The sequence below is a fragment of the Variovorax sp. MSC1_012 genome (assembly GCF_023667525.1).
GTDB lineage: Bacteria > Pseudomonadota > Gammaproteobacteria > Burkholderiales > Burkholderiaceae_C > Variovorax > Variovorax beijingensis_B.
On the sequence record NZ_JAMOZJ020000002.1, the window covers coordinates 647,633 to 660,984 of the forward strand.

Sequence of the window (13,352 nt, forward strand, 5' to 3'; positions counted from 1 at the left end):
CCGCCGTTCGGAACGGCCAAAGGAACGCGCAATGAGCCTGGGTGAACTGCTGGCCTCGGCCAAGCCGGCGCTTGCCGCCACATGGGCCGAGTGCATGGAGGCTTCCGCTGCGGGCGTGCTCTTCATGTCGGTGTGCCACGGAAAAGAGCGCGCCCATGTCGTGACGGTCCGCGGCAAGAACTTCGAAGAGGTGTGGCGCCGCGGCGCGCAGCTGCTGCAGGCATGGCTGCGCAAGCAGGGCAGCGCGCCCATCTGGCTGCGCGTGGACGTGGTGCATACCGTGCACGCGATGACCTGGCAGGCCCTCAAGCAGGCGCTGGCGACGACCAAGCGCAACTACTTTCGCCACGGCATCGCATTCGACGCCGAGCTGTCGGTGGCCATGCTCGAGGAAGAGATCGGGGCGCATGCCGTGCTCTACGACGGCAATTTTTCCGAAGCGACGCCGAACGCCGCCAACCTCGCGCTGTTTGGCAAGCAGCGCCACGGGCGGGAACTGCATTGGCCCACGGAGGGGCAGCAGCCGGTCTGGATCTTCGACACGCGGGCCGTGTTCATCGACGGCAAGGGTCTTCACGCCATCGAACACCAGGGTCGCAACCGCGGCTACCGGCGCCTGCCGACGTGGGATGCCGACCGGGTCCGCGACATCGCCGCGACCAGCACCGCCTACCTGGCGCGCCAGGTCAAGACGACCGGCGCGTATCACTACGGCTGGTTTCCCTGCTTCGATCGCGCCATTCCCACCTACAACGCGCTGCGCCACGCCAGCTCGACTTACGCGCTGCTCGAAGGCTGGGAGCTCACGCGCCAGCCCGAGCACAAGGCCGCCATCGAGCGGGCGCTGGGGCACCTGACCGGCAAGCTGATCCAGCGCATCACCTTGCCGGGTGGCGAGCAAGCCGCTTTTCTCGTCGACATCGACGACGAGATCAAGCTGGGCGGCAACGCCGTGTGCCTGCTGGCCATGGTCAAGTACACCGAGCTCACCGGCGACACGCAGTACCTGCCGCTGCTCGAGCAGCTGGCGCTGGGCATCGTCCACATGCAGGACCCGGCAACGGGCCGCTTCGTTCATGTGCTCAACCATCCCGACCTCAGCGTCAAGGAAGAGAACCGCATCATCTACTACGACGGCGAAGCCGCCTTCGGCCTGATGCGGCTGTACGGACTGACGCGCGACCCACGCTGGCTGCGAGCGGTCGAGAAGGCCTTCGAGCATTTCATCGCAGCCCGGCATTGGGAAGCGCATGACCACTGGCTGAGCTACTGCGTCAACGAGCTCACGCTCTACCGGCCCGAGGAGCGCTACCTGCGCTTCGGCCTGGACAACGTGCGCGGCCACCTCGACTTCGTGCTCGACCGCATCACCACCTTTCCAACGCTGCTCGAACTGATGATGGCGGCGCAGAAGATGATCGTTCGCCTGCAGGCCGATGTCTCACATGCGCACCTGCTGGAAGGCTTCGACATCGAGAAGTTCTACCGTGCGCTGGAGCAGCGTGCGCGCTACCTGCTGACGGGGCACTTCTGGCCGGAGCTCGCGATGTTCTTCAGGAACCCGTCGCGCATCGTGGGCAGTTCGTTCATCCGCCACCACAGCTTCCGCGTGCGCATCGACGACGTGGAGCATTACCTGTCGGGCTACGTGGCGTACTGGAAGTACCTCGAGGGCGGCGGCCGGCTTGCGCCGCCTACGACCCGGCAACCGCTTCCTTGACGAAGTCCGCGTACCTGCGCAGAGGGCGACCGAGCATGGCCTGCAGGCGATCCGCTGCGCCCTCCGCACCGTGCATGCCGAACTTCTGGATCCCGGCCATCATCAGGCGCATGTCGTAGGCCAGCCAGGACGGGCCCAACGTGGCCATCTGTGCTTCGAAGGCCGCGACGTCATCCCCGCCGTAAGTCACTTCGCGACCGAGCGCGGCACTCCAGATGCCGGCCACGGACTCTGCCGTCAACAGCTCGGGCCCGACCAGCTCCAGCGTCAGGCGCGGTGAGGGCGCAGACGCGCGGTCGCGGCGCAGCAGTTCGGCGACAGCGGCGTCCGCGATGTCCCGCGCATCGATCATCGCGACGCCCGTGGAGCCGATCGGCATCGGGTAGACGCCGTAACCCTGGATCACCTGCTGCACCATGCGCTCGTTCTGCATGAAGTAGGCCGGCCGAAGAATGGTCGCCGGAATGTCGAGGGTCTCGATCATTCGCTCGACCGTGTGCTTGCCGGTGAAGTGCGGCACATCGGTGAACTTGTCGGCATGAATGACCGACAGGTAGACGATGCGCTCGATGCCCGCTTCGCGCGCCAGGTTCAGCGCGACGAGGGCCTGCGTCACTTCGTCGGGCGTGACGGCGTTCAGCAAAAACAGCGTGCGCACCGGCGACAGTGCCGCGCGCAGCGAGGGCACGTCGGTCAGGTCGCCGACGACCTCCTTGACGCCCGCTGGAAAGGCTTGCTTTCCGGGTGTGCGAACGAAGGCGCTGACCTCGGCGCCGGCAGCGGACAAGCCTTGGACGACGAGGGAACCGATGGTGCCGGTGGCACCCGTGACGAGAATGCTCATGAAAATCTCCGGGAAAGTTAGAGAGGGATAAAAAGATCGATCAGCGCGAGAAGTCCGCGACCACCTTGCCGATGCGAGGGTCGGTGCGATTGCGTTCGATGGCTGCGGGGATGTCGCCGAAGCCCACGACCTCGCCGAGCTTCGAGATCAGCGTGCCTTCGGCGATCTCTGCCACCAGCCTTTCCAGCAGGCCGGCGTCCGACTTGTTCATGAACCACAGTCCGCGGCGGCCGGGGGGCGTGCGGGCCAGGATGTCGGGCGAGGACGTGCCGACGATCGCGCCGTCCTTCGACAGCACCTGCCACGAGCGATCGAGCACTTCGCCGCCGACGTAGTCGAGCACCAGGTCGATGTCCTGCGCGACCGATTCGAAGCGTTCGGTCCGGTAGTCGATGACGTGGTCCGCGCCCAGGCTGCGCACGTATTCGAGGTGCGCGGTCGACGCCGTGGCGAAGACTTCGGCGCCTGCCCGCTTGGCGTACTGCACGGCATAGCCGCCCAGCCCTCCCGCGGCGCCGTGAATCAGGATCCGCTGGCCTGCGGTGATCGGACCCGCGTGGTGCAGGCTTTGCCAGGCGGCCACGGCCGCCACCGGAACGCCGGCCGCATGAACGTCGCCCAGGCTTTGGGGCGTGCGCACCAGGTTCGCCTCGTCGACGGCCACGAAATCGGCATAGGCACCGAGCCCGCCCAGCGGCCCCATGACGCGATCGCCCACGCGAAAGCGCGAAGCGCCGGGGCCGAGCGCCTCGACGGTGCCCGCAAGCTCGATACCCAGCACGGCGGGCAGCTGCAGCGGGAAAGCCTTCTGGACGAAGCCTTCGCGAACTTTCCAGTCGATGCCGTTCACGCCGGCGGCCCGAACGCGGACCAGGACTTGGCCCTCTGCGGCTGCGGGCCGCGCGATCTCGGCGATCTCGGCGGCGGCAGCACCCCATAGGCCCGGATCAGCACGGCGCGTTGCGTGGTGTTGGTCATTTCAATTTTCCTCATCTCGAAGTTGCGATAAGGAGAAGATAGGCCGTTGCATTCGTAAAACGAAGACCCGAAAATGAAGACACCTCGTTTCAAATCCGGAACACATGGACCTGAACGCATTGACCGACTTCGCGCTGGTCGCAGCAAATGGAGGCCTCGGAAAGGCAAGCCGCGCGAGCGGAAGATCGAAGGCCACCCTGTCCCGGCGCATCGCGGACCTGGAAGAGCAGCTCGGCGTGCGGCTCATCGAGCGCAGCGCCCGCGGGCTCAAGCTCACGGAGGCCGGCCAGATGCTGATGGATCGCACCGAAGGGCCGATGCACGAGGTGGCCGACGCCATGACCTCCACACGCGAGGGCCTGTCGGTACCACGTGGGCGCTTGCGCATCGCCTCGCCGGTGCTGTTCTCACAGCTGGCGATGGGCCGCATCTGCGCCGAATTCTGCGCGGCCTACCCCGATGTCAGCTGCGAGGTGGTGGCGGACGATCGCCTGGTCGACCTTGTCGAGGAGCAGTTCGACGCCGCGATCCGGATCAATCCAAGCCCCGACAGCAGCCTCGTGGGCCGGTGCTTCGCCAAGGACCGGCTGGTGGTCGTGGCCGCGCCCTCGGTGCCCATGCCAAAGCCAGGCAAGGGCAAGGTCAGCGCTGTTCCAGGCGTCGTTGCAACGACCTTTCAAGGCGGCAACTGGACGCTCGACGACGGACGCCTGATCGTGGAGCCGGTCCCGAGGCTCAGGCTTTCATCGTTCCTGATGATTCGCGACGCCGCGGTCGCCGGCGCCGGCGCCGCCTTGATACCGCAGTCGATCGCGTGGAACCAGCTGACGCGCGGAGAACTGGTTCAGTGGGGCATGGTCTCGGGCGTGGAGGTCGCGCTCTGGGTCCTGCATACCTCCAGGCGACTTCCTGCGCCGAAAGTCCGGGCGTTCGTCGAGTTCATGTGCGAGCAGTATCCGCAGGGATCGCTCGTGCTGAACGGCTAGAAGACCTTGCCGGCCGCGGCAAGCATGGCGGCGCCGCGCCCGGCCTTCACCTTGCGAACCGCTTTCGATACTCCACGAGGCTCACGCCAAGGCGCCGGCCGAAGGCACGCCTGAAGCCATCCACGTTGGCATAGCCCACTTCGCCCGCGAGCCGCTTGGCCGGCAGCTGCGACTCCTCGGCCAGTCGACGGGCGGCGTCGATGCGGGCGTTCTCGACAAACTCGGCCGGCGTGGTGCCGGTCTCGTTTCGAAAGATCCGCGCAAAGCTGCGCTCGCTCATCCCGGCCAACGCGGCCAGCGCGGGCACCGACAGGTCGTCCTTCAGGTGCGAAAGCACGTGGTCCTGCACCTGCCGCACGCTCGAGCGCTCGGAGGTCTGGGCCGCCAGGTGGGCGCTGAACTGGCTCTGCCCACCGGGGCGCTTGAGGAACATCACCAGCTCGCGCGCAACGCGCAGTGCGAGTTCGCGGCCGTGGTCCTCTTCCACCATGGCGAGCGCCAGGTCCATGCCCGCGGTCACGCCGGCCGAGGTGAAGAGCTTGCCGTCCTTCACGTAGATCGCGTCCGGCTCGACGGATGCCAGCGGGTAGGCTGCTGCCAGGCGCGCGGTGGAGTTCCAATGCGTCGCCACGCGTTTGCCATCCAGCAGCCCGGCGGCCGCGAGCACGAAGGCGCCGCTGCACACGGAGCCATAGCGGCGCACCGTGCGCGACTGGCGCCTGAGCCAGCTGTGCAGCGCCACATCGCCGGCGACCTGGTCGATGTCTGGGCTGCCGGCCACGAGCAAGGTGTCGATCGGTGTGCGATGCGCACCCACTGTGGCATCGACGGCCAGGCGCACCCCGCTGCTGCTCTTGAGCAACCCGGCCCCGGCACCGATCACCTGCACCTGGTAGGCGCGCGGCTGTCCGAGCTGGCGCGCCGCCTCGGCGAACACGTCGGCGGGGCCGGCCACGTCGAGCAGCTGGACACGGGGAAAGGCAAGGATCGCGACACGCATGGCGGTGAAGGCTCGGTGATTGGCGGAAAACGTCGTGCCGCGGCGCCCGCGGCACGGGCAGTTTGGCAGAAACTATCCATACCAGCAAATTCAGCCAACGAGATCATCATGCAGAACGAGTTATTGAATCCGCCCTTCCCGGTTTTCCATCCCTCCAGCGAAGCTTCGCTGCGCAACCTGCCCGTCAACCTGTTCGGCTCCGTCATGGGACTTTCGGGGCTGGCCCTGGCCTGGCGGCTGGCACATGGCAGCCTGGGCGCGCCAGCCGTCATCGGCGAGGCCATCGGCGCCTTTGCGCTCGCCGTCTTCATGCTGCTGGCGCTGGGCTACGCGGTGAAGCTGGCCAGGCATCCGCAGGTCGTGCATGCGGAATTCCATCACCCGGTGACCGGCAACTTCTTCGGCACCATCGTCATCTCGATGCTGCTGCTGTCGGCCGTGATCGCGCCCTACAGCGCGTCCGCCGCGCACGCGCTGTGGACCCTGGGCGCGATCGCGACCTTCGCGCTCGGTTTCGTGGTGGTCTCGCGCCTGCTCAGAGGGCAGCTGGATGCGTCGCATGCGGTGCCGGCCTGGCTGATTCCGGGCGTCGCCACGCTGGACATCGCGGTGACCGCCGGGCACGACCCGTCCATGGCCTGGGCCGCGGAACTCAACTTGCTGGCGATGGCCGTGGGCGCGGTGCTCGCACTGGTGCTGTTCGTGCTCATCGTCGGCCGGCTGGTGCACCAGGCGCCGCTCGCGCCGGCGATGACGCCCTCGCTGATGATCCTCGTGGGGCCCTTCGCGGTCGGCTTCCTCGCCTACACGAACATCACGGGCAGCATCGACCGCTTTGCCGCGCTGCTCTTCTACTTCGCGCTCTTCATGTTCGCGGTGGTCGCACCGAAGGTGTTCCGGCCCAGCGTGAAGTTCTCCCCCGCGTGGTGGGCGATCGGCTTCCCGATGGCCGCACTGGCCAACGCGGCGTTGAAGTACGCGCAATTGCGTGCGAGCGCGCCGCTGTGGGTGATCGCAATCCTGCTGCTCGGGATGCTGACGGTGGCGCTGGCGGTGCTCACCGTGCGTACCCTGCGCATCGCGTTCAACGGAAAGCTGTTCACCTGAGCCAGGCGCTTGGCCGGCCCACCGCCGTCCCGAGGCAGCGGTGCCCGCCAGCTAATCCAGCGGCTCGAACCCCGGCGCCTGCTCCATCTCCGAAGGCTTGTAGATCTTGTGCTGCGCCGCGGTGCCGATGGCATCGGCGACCACCAGCAGCCGCCAGAGCGGCTCGCGTGCCGAGCATGCGCGTTCTTCGCTCGTGAGCCGGAAACTGGGCACCCCCGTGGACGTGCCCTTCACCACCACCCTGAGAAGCGTGGCGCCCTTCGCGTTCGACACCTCGAGGTCGTAGCCGAGCTTCTGGCTGCTGACGTCCTCGGCGTTGTAGCCGTAGCCCTTGAAGTGGCGCATCACGTAGTCCATGGCGGCGGCCTGGACCTCCTCCCGCGAGGCCGACCGCTCGGCAGCCGCCGCGGCCGGATCGGCGGCCGCAGCGACCGGCACGCTGCCTCGCGCCTTGGCTGCCTGTATCTCCGCTTCGCCGGGCACCCAGCCGCGCGCACCGCGCACCAGGATCGCAAGTTGCTGGTCGGAATCCCAGGAGGCGACATGCCATTCGGCGTCGTCGCGCACCCGCGTGGAGACCTTCGCGCTCTTGTTGCTCTCGAGTTCGGCAATGGCGACGCGGTTGGTCTGCAGCACGGCGCGAAAGCCCTGGCCTGCATCGACGGTGCGCTTGAGCAGCGCACGGCGGTCCTTGGCGCGCTGGATCTGCTGGGGGCTGCGCACGCCGCCGCCGACACGGTGCTGCGTGTCCAGCGACTCGAGGCAGAACCAGCGCCCGTCGGCGCCAATGTTCACGAATTCGGCCCAGATGGTGGCGATGACGTTGTCGCCCGTCGCGAGCCAGGCATGATCGAACGGCTTTTCCCGCGCATCGAAGACACCCATCTTCGCGACGATCTCGACCGGCGTCAGCCGTGGTCCTGACAGCCGCATTTCATCGATGACGGCGAGCACTTTGGGGTCGACTTCCTTGTCCATTCAGCGGGGTCTCTGGCGAGTTCGGGGGGTGGGAAGTATGCCGCATCGGATGCGGGCCCGGCGCTCGCGCCGGCCAATGCCACGACGCTAGCTTCTCGCCGGCTTCTTCTTCACGCCCTTGCGTACCGGCCGTTGCCGCAAGTTCGAGCTCGAGCCTCGCAGCGGCCGGGCCGGGGCCACGTCGTGCTGGCTCGCCCGCAACTTGAAATCGCAGGTCTTCACGGCCAGTTCGACGATCCGCGCCAGCGCGGGACTGGAATTGTCGCTTCGATAGACCGCGCTGTAGACCAGCGGTGGCGGCATCGGGTCGCTCCTGACGATGCGCAACAGGCCGCTCTTGATGTCCGGGCGCACGTAGTCGAGCGCTTGCTGGCTGATGCCGAAGCCGCTGATCGTCAGCTCCCGCAGAACGGTCGTGCTGTTCGTCAGCATGACCTTGCCGAAGCGGAACCCGTGCTCCGCGCGCCAGGCCTCGTAGAACTTGTTCTTCGAGGCGCCTGCGGGCTGCTCGATCACCGGATAGTCGGCAAACTCGTGCGGCGCCAGCGCTCGTTGCGGAATGCCGAGACGCGGGCTCGCGATCCAGGCCTGGTCGACCTGCCCGACCTTGATCGATTCGAAGGCCTGGCCCCAGAAGGTGCCCGGCATGATGGACAGGTCGAGCTTGTTGGCCTCGAGGCGCTCGAAGAGCGTCAGCCCCGCGTCCACCACCGGCTCGAGTGTCAGCTGGGGGTGCAGCTTCTGAAGCAGCTGGATCAGGCGCGTGAGCCACGTCATCGCAATCAGTTCCGTCACGCCCACGCGGAAAGTGCCGCGCAGCGTCTTGTCCACGCTGATGTCGTGCTGGATGCGCTGCCACAGGCGATGGGCTTCCTCGGCCAGCGGCAGCAGCTCGCGGCCGGCCTGGGCCAGTTCCAGCCCATGGGAGGTGCGGTGCAGCAGGGTCCCGCCCAGCGACTCCTCGAGTTCGGCCAGGCGCTTGGAGATGGCCGACTGCGTGGTGTGCAGCTTCACCGCCGCCGCGCTGAAGCTCTGGAGCTTGGTGCTGAAGAGAAAAGCCTCCAGCTGCTTGAAGGTGAAGTTCATTCCAATGGAATGTAAGCCCAGTGCGCCGCAGGAAAAAAAGGAATACCCAGATCCTCCGATTTCTCGTTTTGTCCCGCAGCGCATGGCCTTTGATACTGCGCCCATGCTCCATATCGCTCCCCGGCTCCATCGCATCCAACCTTCCCCCAGCTCCATGGCCGGCCAACGTGCGCGCGAACTGCGCGCCATGGGCCGGGACATCCTGAGCCTGACCGCCGGCGAGCCCGACTTCGAGACGCCCGGGCACATCAAGGAGGCGGCAACCCGCGCCATGGCTGCCGGCCAGACCCGCTACACCGATGTCGGCGGCACGCCGGCGCTGAAGGAAGCCATTGCCGCCAAGTTCCGCAACGAGAACGGCCTGGACTACGCGCCGGGCGAGATCATCGTCGGCACCGGCGCCAAGCAGGTGATCTTCAACGCCCTCATGTGCACGGTGGCGGCGGGCGACGAGGTCATCGTGCCCGCCCCCTATTGGGTGTCTTACCCGGACATCGCCCTGCTGGCCGGCGGCGTGCCGGTGTTCGTCGACTGCCCGGCCGCCAACCGGTTCAAGCTCCAGCCCGCGGATCTCGAGCGCGCCATCACCGGCAAGACACGCTGGCTGATGCTCAACTCGCCGAACAACCCGAGCGGCGCCACCTACACGCGCGCCGAGCTCCAGGCGCTGGCCGAAGTGCTGAGGCGCCACCCCCACGTCTGGATACTCACCGACGACATCTACGAGCATCTCATCTATGGCGATGTCGAGTTCGCCACCATGGCCCAGGCGGCGCCCGACCTGAAGGACCGCACCCTCACGGTGAATGGCGTTTCCAAGGCCTACGCGATGACCGGCTGGCGCATCGGCTACGGCGCGGGTCCTTCGGAGCTGATCAAGGCGATGGTCAAGCTCCAGTCGCAAAGCACGTCCGGCCCCAATTCGATCGCCCAGGCTGCGGCCATCGCGGCGCTCGCGGGCCCGCAGGACATCGTTGCCGCGAACCGGCGCGAATATCAGCAGCGCCGCGACACGGTGGTTGCGGCGCTCAACGCCATCGACGGCATTCATTGCCAGGTGCCCGATGGCGCCTTCTACGTCTTTGCTTCATGCAGCGCGCTGTTCGGCCTCTGCACGCCCAAGGGGGTGAAGATCGGCAGCAGCGACGACTGGATCATGCATTTGCTCGATGCGCAGGATCTGGCCGCGTTGCAAGGCAGCGCCTACGGCGTGCCGACGCACTTCCGGCTCTCTTTTGCCTCCAGCACCGAACAGCTGCTGGAGGGTTGCCGCCGCATTGCGCAGGCGCGCAACGAACTTGTCGTCGTCTGAATGAACCAGGAACAGCCATGAACGTCCGATCGCTTCCTCCCAAACTCCTGCCGTGGCTCGTCGCCGGCACCGCCTGGCTGTGCGCCGCCCATGCGTTCGCGGCCGATCCCTTTCCCTCGAAACCGGTGAAGATCCTGGTCGGTTTTTCGCCCGGCGGCTCCAACGACGTCGTGGCGCGCCTGATCGCACCGAAGCTGGCCGAGGGGCTCGGTGCGCAGGTGCTGGTCGACAACAGGCCCGGCGCCGGCGGCAACATCGCGGTCTCGGCCATGCTCACGGCGCCCGCGGACGGGCACACGCTGCTGATGTGCACGACCGGAACCCTGTCGATCCAGCCGCACGTCCTCAAAAGCATGCCCTTCGACCCCGAGAAGGACATCGTGCCGGTCACGCAGGTCACCAACGCGCCCTACATGCTGATGGTCAACTCGACGCTGCCGGTGACCAGCGTCAAGGAGCTCGTCGCCTACGCCAGGCAGAAGCCGGGCGAGCTCAACTTTGCTTCTTCCGGAACCGCAACGGGCGGCCATCTGGCGGGCGAGATGCTGAAGACGCGCGCAGGCATCGACATCGTTCACGTGGCCTACAAGGGAACCGGCCAGGCGATGACGGACCTGCTGGCGGGTCAGGTCTCGATGATCTTCGACCAGCCCGTGAGTTCGATGCAGTACGCGCGTTCGGGCAAGCTGCGCGCGCTGGCGGTGGCCAGTCCGCGCCGGCTGGCGGCGTTCCCCGACATTCCGACCGTGACGGAAGCCGGCATTCCCGACTTCGAACCCGTGACATGGGCGGGCATCTGCGCCGCCAAAAATACGCCGCCCGCCGTCGTCGAGCGCATCCAGCGCGAAGTCGCCAAGGTGCTCGCGACGCCCGAGATCGCCAAGCGGCTCGCCGCCGACGGCCTGGAGCCCGTGGGAAGCACGCCCGAGCAGTTCCGTGCGTTCCTGGCCGCCGACAAACGCAAGTGGGGCCGCGTGGTGAAGGACGCCGACGTCAAGGCCGAGTGAGAACAACGACATGAAGAGCCCCTCCCCCGATATCGTGCGCGACTTCCCGCGCATTTCCCCTGACCTGGTCGCGCAAGCCTCGGCGTTCCAGCCCGCCATCCTGGCCGATGTCGCAGGCCGCCGCGGCGCCCTGCACGGCCGCATCGCGGCCCTGCGCCACCGCATGAAGCTGGCCGGCAGCGCGCTCACGGTCGAAGTGCGGCCGGGCGACAACCTGATGATCCACGCCGCCATTGCGCTGGCCAGGCCGGGCGACGTGCTGGTGATCGACGGCAAGGGCGACCAGACCGCAGCCCTCATGGGCACCATCATGATGAACGCCTGCCGGCAGGTCGGCATCGCCGGCGTGGTGGTCGACGGCGCGGTGCGCGACAGCCTCGAGATCGACGAGATGGACTTTCCCGTCTTTTCGGTTGGAACCAATCCCAACGGCCCGACCAAGCTGGCTTCAGGGCGGATCGGACACCCGGTGTCCGTTGGCGGCGTGACCGTTCGTTCCGGCGACCTCGTGGTTGGCGACGCCGACGGGGTGGTCGTCATCGAGCGCGAAAGGGTGGAAGCGCTCCTCCAGGCCGCAGGCAGGAAGGTCGAGGACGAGGCCGCGCGGATCGAGGCGATCAAGAAGGGCAACACCGCCGCCAAGTGGCTGGACGCCGCGTTGCGCAGCGCGGGGGTGCTCAAGGAAAACGAGACGCTCTAGCAAAGCGCACAGGGAACTATCGGCAGCCGAACGCCCCGACCCGCACCGCCCTTGAACCCGGCAGTGAACGGTCTTCAACCTTCCTGCCGAGTGCCGCATCGATCGGCATCGCCGAAAGAAAAAGTGGGTCGGACACTTCATCAGATCGTGATGGATTTGGCAGAACTGATTTCAAATCATAACGAGACAGTTGCAATCGAGCTGTCTGCAAAGCTAAATTTTGTCGACCAAAAACGGCCGGCATTTTTGGCAATGCAAGAGCCGGCAATCGGAGAGTCGAATGCCCCTCTTGTTCCTGATGAGGCTGCAGCGTGTGCAGCTTCCAGTCCGAGTTGCTGACCGTCGGGAAGTCCGGTATGTGTCGGTGCTTCTGGCCACTGGTCTGATCGAAGCCGAGATCACAACGCTCAAGGCGACCGCCCGATACGCCGCATCCCAAGTGGCAACGGTGATTCGTATCACGGAGGACGGCCTCGCCGAAATCGCGAAGATGGACGATGTCCCCCACTTCGTGAAGACCTCCATGCGATTCGCCCGAGGATTGCGCCTGATGTGACCTCGAGCGCAACCGCTGCATGAGCCAATCTTTGGCAACCCAAATCCGAAACCCAAAACAGATCCGCTCATCTTGGCCTTCCTCGGCTCGGACTCATCGCCCCTTGGGCCAATGTCGAAATCTTCGACCTTCTTCTGTAGCTCGAGCGGACCGGCCATCATGGCTGCCTTGTAGGTCTTCATGGACCTCGACTGCGGGTTGAGGACGTGCCAGCCATCGCAGCGAGGCCCCGCCTGGCTCCGCGCGTCGCACGCTGCACCCACCTTCGCCATCCGCTGCATCCCGCGGATTCGCCATCTCGCACATCAGCTGCCGCTGGAAGCGCTCGAACGGCCGTATAGATGGCCTGCGGCAGATGCCGTAGGCGAACTTGCGGGAGCTGCTCCTCCTGATCGAGACGGAACGCCTGTTCGGATTGGGGTGCGGGTTCCTCGAACCTGACTCTTCTGGCATCCACGCTCATGACAGCGGGGGTCGAGCTGTGGACCTTGGACAGGCGCCTGGACGACTTGGCACAGCGATTTGCGGTGAGCCCGGCCGGGCATTGAGCCTGCGCGCATGCACATGTCGCCTTGACCGTCCGCATCGAGACGCGCCGAGCATTGGCACAGCCGCGTGCCGGCGGAGCCGCTGGCAGGCGTTCTGAGCCTGCTGCTGCTCGCGATGCTGACCAGCAGTTTCTCCACGCTTTCGGCGGCGACGGTGAGATCGCTCGGGATCGGCGATCTTCGGGGCGTGAGCGTGGTGGTGTCTCCGGAGACATGCCAGGCCCTGCGCACGATGGCGGGAGCCATCCAATGCGAACCCCTCGAAGACAAGGCCCAGGCCGGCTGCTCAAGGAGGTGACCATCCTGTCGCACGTCGGCGTCCACCCGGTGCTGGAGAAGGCCCCAGCGGCCGCGTCGACGCCGGTCTCGCGGCGGCTGGTCTTGCGCAAGGATGCCGTGGTCCTCTGGATGACCCCGGGCTCTCCCGCGCGCTAGACCGGCGCCGTGCGGCCGGCGAGCGCAGAGCCCGCTGCGCATCGGCCCCTCGTGGGCTTAGGCGGCGGACCATCGGAACTCGCGCTTGCACGGGA

General features: G+C 66.6%; 11 protein-coding genes and 1 pseudogene. 7 read left to right on the top strand and 5 right to left on the bottom strand.

What is annotated here, in order from left to right; genetic code table 11:
• Positions 1 to 31 precede the first annotated feature (31 nt).
• A complete protein-coding gene (locus tag L1081_RS28515) occupies positions 32 to 1,720 on the top strand; it encodes an AGE family epimerase/isomerase (protein ID WP_489417977.1) in 1,689 nt (562 codons plus the stop codon).
• Here the strand turns inward: L1081_RS28515 and L1081_RS28520 are convergent.
• Together L1081_RS28520 and L1081_RS28525 are read right to left on the bottom strand one after the other, a co-directional pair.
• Positions 1,695 to 2,564, bottom strand: coding sequence for an NmrA family NAD(P)-binding protein (locus L1081_RS28520; RefSeq protein ID WP_489416863.1), 870 nt, complete (start codon positions 2,562 to 2,564; stop codon positions 1,695 to 1,697). The genes L1081_RS28515 and L1081_RS28520 overlap by 26 nt on opposite strands.
• A 40-nt stretch (positions 2,565 to 2,604) precedes the next feature.
• Positions 2,605 to 3,542 (bottom strand): annotated as a pseudogene (locus L1081_RS28525) (NADP-dependent oxidoreductase).
• A 104-nt stretch (positions 3,543 to 3,646) separates the two neighbouring features.
• Here L1081_RS28525 and L1081_RS28530 point away from each other — a divergent pair.
• The gene (locus L1081_RS28530; protein WP_489416864.1) at positions 3,647 to 4,528 is read left to right on the top strand and encodes a LysR substrate-binding domain-containing protein; all 882 of its coding nucleotides are present in this window, start codon (positions 3,647 to 3,649) and stop codon (positions 4,526 to 4,528) included.
• Positions 4,529 to 4,574: 46 nt separating this feature from the next.
• On the opposite strand, the gene L1081_RS28535 is transcribed toward L1081_RS28530, so the two are convergent.
• On the bottom strand, positions 4,575 to 5,528 hold the full coding sequence (locus L1081_RS28535; protein ID WP_489416865.1) for a DJ-1/PfpI family protein: 954 nt from the start codon (positions 5,526 to 5,528) through the stop codon (positions 4,575 to 4,577).
• A 108-nt stretch (positions 5,529 to 5,636) separates the two neighbouring features.
• Here L1081_RS28535 and L1081_RS28540 point away from each other — a divergent pair, with 108 nt between their 5' ends.
• On the top strand, positions 5,637 to 6,635 hold the full coding sequence (locus L1081_RS28540) for an SLAC1 family transporter (protein ID WP_489416866.1): 999 nt from the start codon (positions 5,637 to 5,639) through the stop codon (positions 6,633 to 6,635).
• Between the two features lie 51 nt (positions 6,636 to 6,686).
• Here the strand turns inward: L1081_RS28540 and L1081_RS28545 are convergent, their stop codons facing one another.
• Entirely contained in the window at positions 6,687 to 7,613 is a 927-nt protein-coding gene (locus tag L1081_RS28545) for a protein NO VEIN domain-containing protein (RefSeq protein ID WP_489416867.1), read from the bottom strand.
• A gap of 87 nt (positions 7,614 to 7,700) precedes the next feature.
• Positions 7,701 to 8,699 (bottom strand): LysR substrate-binding domain-containing protein, encoded by a 999-nt coding sequence (locus L1081_RS28550; RefSeq protein WP_489416868.1) that lies wholly within the window; start codon positions 8,697 to 8,699, stop codon positions 7,701 to 7,703.
• 103 nt (positions 8,700 to 8,802) lie between these two features.
• Here L1081_RS28550 and L1081_RS28555 point away from each other — a divergent pair, with 103 nt between their 5' ends.
• The 4 genes from L1081_RS28555 (at position 8,803) to L1081_RS28570 (ending at position 12,274) form a co-directional block, all read left to right on the top strand.
• A complete protein-coding gene (locus L1081_RS28555; RefSeq protein WP_489416869.1) occupies positions 8,803 to 10,011 on the top strand; it encodes an aminotransferase class I/II-fold pyridoxal phosphate-dependent enzyme in 1,209 nt (402 codons plus the stop codon).
• 17 nt (positions 10,012 to 10,028) lie between these two features.
• Complete coding sequence (locus L1081_RS28560) at positions 10,029 to 11,018, top strand: tripartite tricarboxylate transporter substrate-binding protein (protein WP_489416870.1); 990 nt, start codon at positions 10,029 to 10,031, stop codon at positions 11,016 to 11,018.
• 10 nt (positions 11,019 to 11,028) lie between these two features.
• Positions 11,029 to 11,718 (top strand): RraA family protein, encoded by a 690-nt coding sequence (locus tag L1081_RS28565; RefSeq protein ID WP_489416871.1) that lies wholly within the window; start codon positions 11,029 to 11,031, stop codon positions 11,716 to 11,718.
• 280 nt (positions 11,719 to 11,998) lie between these two features.
• A complete protein-coding gene (locus tag L1081_RS28570) occupies positions 11,999 to 12,274 on the top strand; it encodes a hypothetical protein (protein ID WP_489416872.1) in 276 nt (91 codons plus the stop codon).
• Positions 12,275 to 13,352: the final 1,078 nt, after the last annotated feature.

What these genes read in the sequence shown, in the direction of transcription:
- L1081_RS28570 (WP_489416872.1), top strand. Translation starts at nt 11,999, where the DNA reads ATGCCCCTCTTGTTCCTGATGAGGCTGCAGCGTGTGCAGCTTCCAGTC.
- L1081_RS28550 (WP_489416868.1), bottom strand. Translation starts at nt 8,699, where the DNA reads ATGAACTTCACCTTCAAGCAGCTGGAGGCTTTTCTCTTCAGCACCAAG.
- L1081_RS28555 (WP_489416869.1), top strand. Translation starts at nt 8,803, where the DNA reads ATGCTCCATATCGCTCCCCGGCTCCATCGCATCCAACCTTCCCCCAGC.
- L1081_RS28560 (WP_489416870.1), top strand. Translation starts at nt 10,029, where the DNA reads ATGAACGTCCGATCGCTTCCTCCCAAACTCCTGCCGTGGCTCGTCGCC.
- L1081_RS28530 (WP_489416864.1), top strand. Translation starts at nt 3,647, where the DNA reads ATGGACCTGAACGCATTGACCGACTTCGCGCTGGTCGCAGCAAATGGA.
- L1081_RS28545 (WP_489416867.1), bottom strand. Translation starts at nt 7,613, where the DNA reads ATGGACAAGGAAGTCGACCCCAAAGTGCTCGCCGTCATCGATGAAATG.
- L1081_RS28515 (WP_489417977.1), top strand. Translation starts at nt 32, where the DNA reads ATGAGCCTGGGTGAACTGCTGGCCTCGGCCAAGCCGGCGCTTGCCGCC.
- L1081_RS28520 (WP_489416863.1), bottom strand. Translation starts at nt 2,564, where the DNA reads ATGAGCATTCTCGTCACGGGTGCCACCGGCACCATCGGTTCCCTCGTC.
- L1081_RS28535 (WP_489416865.1), bottom strand. Translation starts at nt 5,528, where the DNA reads ATGCGTGTCGCGATCCTTGCCTTTCCCCGTGTCCAGCTGCTCGACGTG.
- L1081_RS28565 (WP_489416871.1), top strand. Translation starts at nt 11,029, where the DNA reads ATGAAGAGCCCCTCCCCCGATATCGTGCGCGACTTCCCGCGCATTTCC.
- L1081_RS28540 (WP_489416866.1), top strand. Translation starts at nt 5,637, where the DNA reads ATGCAGAACGAGTTATTGAATCCGCCCTTCCCGGTTTTCCATCCCTCC.